The following is a 6,052-nucleotide window of genomic DNA, read 5'->3' on the forward strand; positions in this document are numbered from 1 at the left end:
GGTTTTGTTTATATGCGAGCGGCGCGGGTGTGTTTGATCGCGTCGGGCGGGGTGGGGCTGCCGTGCCTGCGTGGGCGGGGGGGGGGGGGGGCCTTCTGTGGGGGCGCCCGCCCGGCGTTTTTGCGGGAGGTGGGGGCAGGAGGGGTTTCCCGCCCGGCGTTGCGCGGAGGGGCCGGAGGGTGCTCGCGGGGGCTTTCCGCGGCGGTCGGGGACCCTCGGGGAGATCCCGGATCTGACCCTGATCTCCGTCCGCGGGGGCCGCTCGGGCTGCCCCCGGACGGCTTCCGGCGGCTACCGTGGAACCCTCGGCAATTGCGGCCCGCGTTGGGCCCGGTGGGGGCCGGAACGACGGCGGAAGGTGGCGCGCGATGGACGTGTTCGGCGTGATGATCGGCCTGGTCCTGCTCTTCGGGGTCGCGGTGACGGTGCTGGCCGTGGTCGGCACGGTCAAGGCCGCCAAGGCCGTCGGCGCGAAGATCGAGAAGCACGAGGCCAACGCCCGCCGGGCCGTGGAGACCGCCACCCTCAAGGCGAAGACGTACACCAAGGTCGGCCCGTCCGCACAGATCGCCTCCGTCCGGCTCCGCCTGCGGACCTCGCTCGACGGCACCCGGCAGGTGCTGGAGAGCGGCCTCGCGCAGGACGGCCAGCTCGGCGAGTCGCTCGCCCTGCTGAAGCGGCTCGACGAGCACGCCGCCGAGCTCGACGGCGAGCTGCGGATGCTGGAGCGTGAGCCGGAGACCGCGCGGATCGCCGCCAAGCTGCCCGAGCTGCGCGAGCGGGCCGAGCGGATCACGCACTCGGCGGAGACCATGCGCTGGGCGGCGCAGGACCGGATGCAGCGGTTCGCGGACGACGAGCTGAGCCGGCTGAGCCAGGAGTGCGAGAGCGAGGCGGGGGCGCTGCGGCACTGGGACACCGCGGGGGGTGCGTCCTCCGGCCAGGCTTCGGGTGCTCCGGGTGCTTCGGGTGCTCGGGGTGCTTCGGGTTCCGGCGGTTCCGGCGGTGCGGCCGGGAGTGCGGCTCGGGCCCGGCTGACCGACGGGAAGGGGCGTGCGAGTGCCGAGGAGCTGCTCGGGCTCGCCGATCCGCTGGCCAAGCTGGCGCAGCGGCTGCGCAAGCCCTCGGCCGGGCCTTCGACGGGGCCCTCGGCAGGCTGAGCCGACGGGGCGGCGCGAGGCCTTCGGCCGGTGCCCGGACCGGGCGCTGTCCTCCCGGACCGGCGGGGAGTAACCTCCGGCTCATGCCCTCCGACCTCGCGCTTGTCACCGATTCCACGGCCTATCTGCCGCAGGAGACCCTCGACCGGCACGGGATCACGGTGGTCCCGCTGAGCGTCGCGGTCGGTGACTCGGTCCTGAGCGAGGGCGTCGAGATCTCCCCGAAGGACGTCGCCGAGGCGCTGCGCGGCAAGCAGCGGGTGACCACCTCCCGGCCGAACCCGGAGACCTTCGCCGCCACCTACCGGGCGGCCGCCGAGGCCGGGGCGAAGGGGATCGTCTCGGTGCACATCTCCGGGGAACTGTCCGGCACCGTCGAGGCCGCCCGGCTGGCCGCCGCCGAGGCTCCCGTACCGGTGCGGGTGGTGGACAGCCGGCTGGTCGGGATGGCGCTCGGGTACGGGGTGCTGTCGGCGGCCGAGGCCATCGCGGCCGGGCAGGGCCTGGCGGAGGCGGCCGAGGCGGCCGAGCGGCGGACGGCCCGGACCAGCGGGTTCTTCTACGTCGACACCCTGGAGCACCTGCGGCGCGGCGGCCGGATCGGGGCGGCGCGGGCGCTGCTCGGCTCGGCCCTGGCGGTCAAGCCGCTGCTGCACCTGGACGGCGGGCGGATCGAGCCGCTGGAGAAGGTGCGGACGGCGTCGCGGGCGATCGCGCGGCTGGAGGAGATCGCGGTCGAGCGGTCGGGGGAGCAGGAGGTCGACATCACCGTGCACCACCTGGCGGCCGAGGACCGGGCCGAACCGCTCGCGGAGCGGCTGCGGGCCCGGGTGCCGGGGCTGCGGGAGCTGTACGTGGGCGAGGTGGGGGCGGTGATCGGCGCGCACGTCGGGCCGGGGCTGCTGGCGGTGGTGGTCGCGCCGCGCTGAGTGGTGCGGGTGGTTGCCGGTGTCGGGCGGTCCGGCTGGGTGCCCGGTTGCTTGGTCGGCTGGTCAATTTCGGACGGCCATGCTCACTCCTGTGAGTGACACTTTTTATCCACAACCCCCGGGTTGTCCACAGGGTTTGGTTGATTTCCGTGCGCTCGCCGGAGGACTCCTACCGTCCTCGGCATGACGACCATGGGCCTGGGCGCGGCGAAGCGCCATGCGATCGACGAGACGGTACGGCTGCGGATGGCCGCGCTGCTGCCGGCGGGTGACGAGCCGGCGGGTGACGAGCCGGAGGGCGGCGCCGGCGGGGGCTCCCCGGGGTCGGCCGCATCGCCGACAAGGGGCCGGGCGGCGGCTGCCGGCGGCCCGTCGTTGCCGTCTCAGGCAGCGGTGCCGGCGGCGGTGCCGGCAACGCCGGACGCGGGTGCCGCGCCGGATCCGGGTGACACTGTGGATCCGGGTGACGCTGTGGATCCACCGGAGGCCGGAGCACGTCCGCGAGTCCCCTCGTTCGCCTCGTTCCCCCCGCTCGGCTCGGCGTTGGCGCTCGACCGGCGCGCGGTGGCCGGGCTGGCCATCCTGCTGCTGTTCGCGGTCGGCTACGCCGTACAGCACTTCTGGCTGGCCCGGCCGGAGACGGTCGCCGTGCCCGCGCCGGCGGCCGTCGCGGCACCGGCGGGAGTCGAGCCGCCCGCTCCCGCCGACGCCTCCGCCGTCGACCCCAGGGCCGGGCCTGCCGCCGGTGCCGGGGCAGAGGTCGTGGTGGACATCGGCGGGCGGGTCCACCTCCCCGGCCTGCACACCCTGCCCGGCGGCTCCCGGGTGGCCGACGCCCTGCGGGCGGCAGGCGGGCCGCTGCCGGAGACGGACACCAGGAGCCTCAACCTGGCCCGCATCCTGACGGACGGTGAGCAGATCCTGGTCGGCGAACCGGGGCCCGCCCCCGCCCCGGCCGTCGGCAGCGGGAGCGGACCTCCGGGCCCCGCCGCGCCCCGACCACCCGTCAGCCTCAACCGCGCCACGCTCGAACAGCTCGACACCCTTCCCGGCGTCGGCCCCACCCTCGCCCAGCGCATCCTCGCCTACCGCACCTCGCACGGCTCCTTCCGCTCCCTCGACCAACTCCGGCAGGTCAGCGGCATCGGCGCCCGCACGTACGCGGAACTCCGCCCGCTCCTCACCCTCTGACGCCGCCACTGCCGTCGTCCCCGCCCGCTTCCCCGGCCACCGAAGGGAGGTACCGCCATGTCCGCCGCCACCACGCCGGCCGGTCCGGCCGCCGCGCCCCGCTCCGCGGGCGCCGACTTCCGGCTGCTGCTGCCCGCCGTCTCGGCCTGGACGGTCACGGCGGCGCTCCTTGGTCTGGAACCGGGGTACGAGGCCCTCGCCCTCACCGCGGCCGGCCTTGCCGTGCTGGCGGCCGTCCTGCTGCTCACCCGGCCGGGGGTCCTGCGCCGGCGCGGGTCCTCGGCGACGCTGGCCGCCGTCCTGCTCACCGGCGCGGCGGCCGCGATCGCCACCCCGCTGCACACCTCCGACCTCCACCGGGGGCCGCTGCCGGAGCTCGCCCGCGCGTCCGTGGCCGCCGAGCCGGGAACGCCGTCCCCGGTGGTGGAGGTGGAGCTGACGATCACGGGGGACCCGAAGGCCCACGTCTCCCGGGGCGGCCCCGCCGCCGGGCAGGCGCTCCTCACCGTCGAGGCGGTGGCCGACCGCGTCACCCTGCTCCCGGACGGGCGGAGCACCCGCACGCGGACGCCGGTGACGGTCATGGTCCGAGGGGCGCGGAGCGAGCCCTGGCAGCGGGTGCTCCCGTCCCAGCGGCTGGCGGCGGAGGCCGAGGTGCGGCCGGCGGGGGAGGGGCATGACACCGAGTCGGCCGCGCTGCTGGTCGTCCACGGGCAGCCCCGGCAGCTGGCGCCGCCGAGCCTGCCCCAGCGGATCGCCGGCCGGCTGCGCGAAGGCCTGCGCACGGCCACCGACGGACTTCCGGCGGACGCGCGCGGGCTGCTCCCGGGGCTGGTGGTCGGCGACACCTCTCGACTGCCCGACGACCTCGACGACGCCTTCCGGGCCACCGACCTGGTCCACCTGGTGGCGGTCAGCGGGGCCAACCTGGCGATCGTCCTCGGTGCGCTGCTGGGCGCGCCCGGGCAGGCCGGCACCCCGGAACGGCACGGGCTGGCCGCGCTGCTGGGGCTGTCACTGCGCACCGGTGCGCTGCTCGGCACCGCGCTGACCCTGGCCTTCGTCACCGTCTGCCGGCCCGAGCCCAGCGTGCTGCGGGCCGCCGGGACGGGGCTGATCGGCATGCTGGCCCTGGCCGCCGGCCGTCCCCGCAAGGCGGTGCCCGCGCTCGCCGGAGCGGTCCTGGTGCTGGTCCTGCTGGACCCGTTCCTGGCCCGCTCGTTCGGCTTCCTGCTGTCGGTGCTCGCCACCGCCGGGCTGCTCGTCCTCGGACCGCACTGGGCCGAGGCCCTGCGGGCCCGCCGCTGGCCGTACCACCTGGCAGGCGCGCTCGCGGCCACGGCGGCCGCCCAGGCCCTGTGCGCGCCGGTGACGGTGGTGCTGTCCGGGCACATCAGCCTGGTCGGCATCCCCTGCAACCTGCTGGCCGAGCCGGCGGTGGCCCCGGCGACGCTGCTCGGCTTCGGGGTGCTCGCCCTGCAGCCGCTCCTTCCGGACCTGGCCCGTCTGCTCGCGGAACCGGCCGGAGTGCCGGCCGGCTGGCTCTCCCTCGTGGCACGCCGTGGTGCCGGGATTCCGGGCGGCCAACTGGACTGGCCGGGAGGGTGGTTCGGGACGGCGACGGTCGCGATGGCCGTCCTGGCCGGCTGCTGGGCGGCGCCGCTCCTGCTGCCCCGACGGGCGCAGCCCGGCAGCCCGCCGCCGGCGTTCGGGCGGCGGCGCTGGGCGCGGGCCCTGGTGACGGGGGCGCTGACGGCGGTCCTGCTGGCCGTGCTGCTGCGCCCGCCGCAGCTCACCCGGATCGCCACCGGCTGGCCGCCACCGGGGTGGCGATTGGTGATGTGCGACGTCGGACAGGGAGACATGCTGGCCCTGGCGGCGGGGGCGCCGGACAGCGCGGTGGTGATCGACGCCGGGCCGGATCCGAACGCCGCGGACAGATGCCTGCGCGACCTCGGCATCACGACGGTTCCCTTACTGCTGCTGACGCACTTCCACGCCGACCACGTCGAGGGCGTGCCGGGGGTGCTGCGGGGCCGCAGGGTCGGCGCGGTCGAGGGCACCACCTTGGACGATCCACCGGGCGAGGCCGCCCGGGTGGCGGGCTGGGCGGCAGGCGCGGGCCTCCCGCTGCTGAGAGCCGGTCGAGGTGAACGGCGGTCGGCCGGCGCCGGGTTGGCCTGGGACGTGGTGTGGCCCGTCCCCGGCTCGGCGGTCGAGGCGCCGGGCCCGAACAACGCAAGCGTCGCCTTGATGGTGGCACTGACAGGAGGACTACGGATGGCACTGCTCGGCGATCTCGAACCGCAGGCCCAGTCGGCACTGCTGGGCCGGATGGGGAAGGCCGATGTCGTGAAGGTGGCGCATCACGGATCGGCCCACCAGGACTGGGACTTGGCGGGTGCCCTGCGGCCCCGGCTGGCCCTCATCTCCTGCGGCGAGGGCAACCCGTACGGTCACCCGTCCCCGAGGACGGTCGACCACCTGCGCGCACTCGGCGCCACCGTGCTGCGCACCGACCGGGAGGGGGACATCGCGGTGACGGGCGACTCCCCGGCCACCCTCGGCGTCGCCGTCCGTCCCCGGCCCGCCCACGCGGCCCGCCGTCCCGGCGCCGACGCCGGGCCCGGTGGCGCTGACGGGCACGGCCCCGCACCCCACGCCCACCCCGAGCAGACCCCAGGCACCCCCCGAGCCCCGCCCACCTGACCCCCGCGCTCTCCTCCTCCCACCAATCACGTGGGGGCATGGAAAGTAGAAGGGGGTGGTGGG

At 76.3% G+C, this 6,052-nt stretch carries 4 protein-coding genes; all 4 read left to right on the forward strand.

What is annotated here, in order from left to right; all coding sequences use genetic code 11:
• Positions 1-368: 368 nt before the first annotated feature.
• Positions 369-1,160, forward strand: coding sequence for a hypothetical protein (locus ACWGKU_RS36805; protein WP_452180986.1), 792 nt, complete (start codon positions 369-371; stop codon positions 1,158-1,160).
• An 83-nt stretch (positions 1,161-1,243) separates the two neighbouring features.
• Positions 1,244-2,089: a DegV family protein gene (locus tag ACWGKU_RS36810; protein ID WP_452180987.1), complete on the forward strand. Its 846-nt coding sequence runs from the start codon at positions 1,244-1,246 to the stop codon at positions 2,087-2,089.
• A gap of 471 nt (positions 2,090-2,560) precedes the next feature.
• The gene (locus ACWGKU_RS36815) at positions 2,561-3,280 is read left to right on the forward strand and encodes a helix-hairpin-helix domain-containing protein (protein ID WP_452180988.1); all 720 of its coding nucleotides are present in this window, start codon (positions 2,561-2,563) and stop codon (positions 3,278-3,280) included.
• A 57-nt stretch (positions 3,281-3,337) separates the two neighbouring features.
• A complete protein-coding gene (locus ACWGKU_RS36820; protein WP_452180989.1) occupies positions 3,338-5,989 on the forward strand; it encodes a ComEC/Rec2 family competence protein in 2,652 nt (883 codons plus the stop codon).
• The last annotated feature ends 63 nt before the right edge of the window (positions 5,990-6,052 follow it).

This window comes from Kitasatospora sp. NPDC054768 (genome assembly GCF_053612025.1).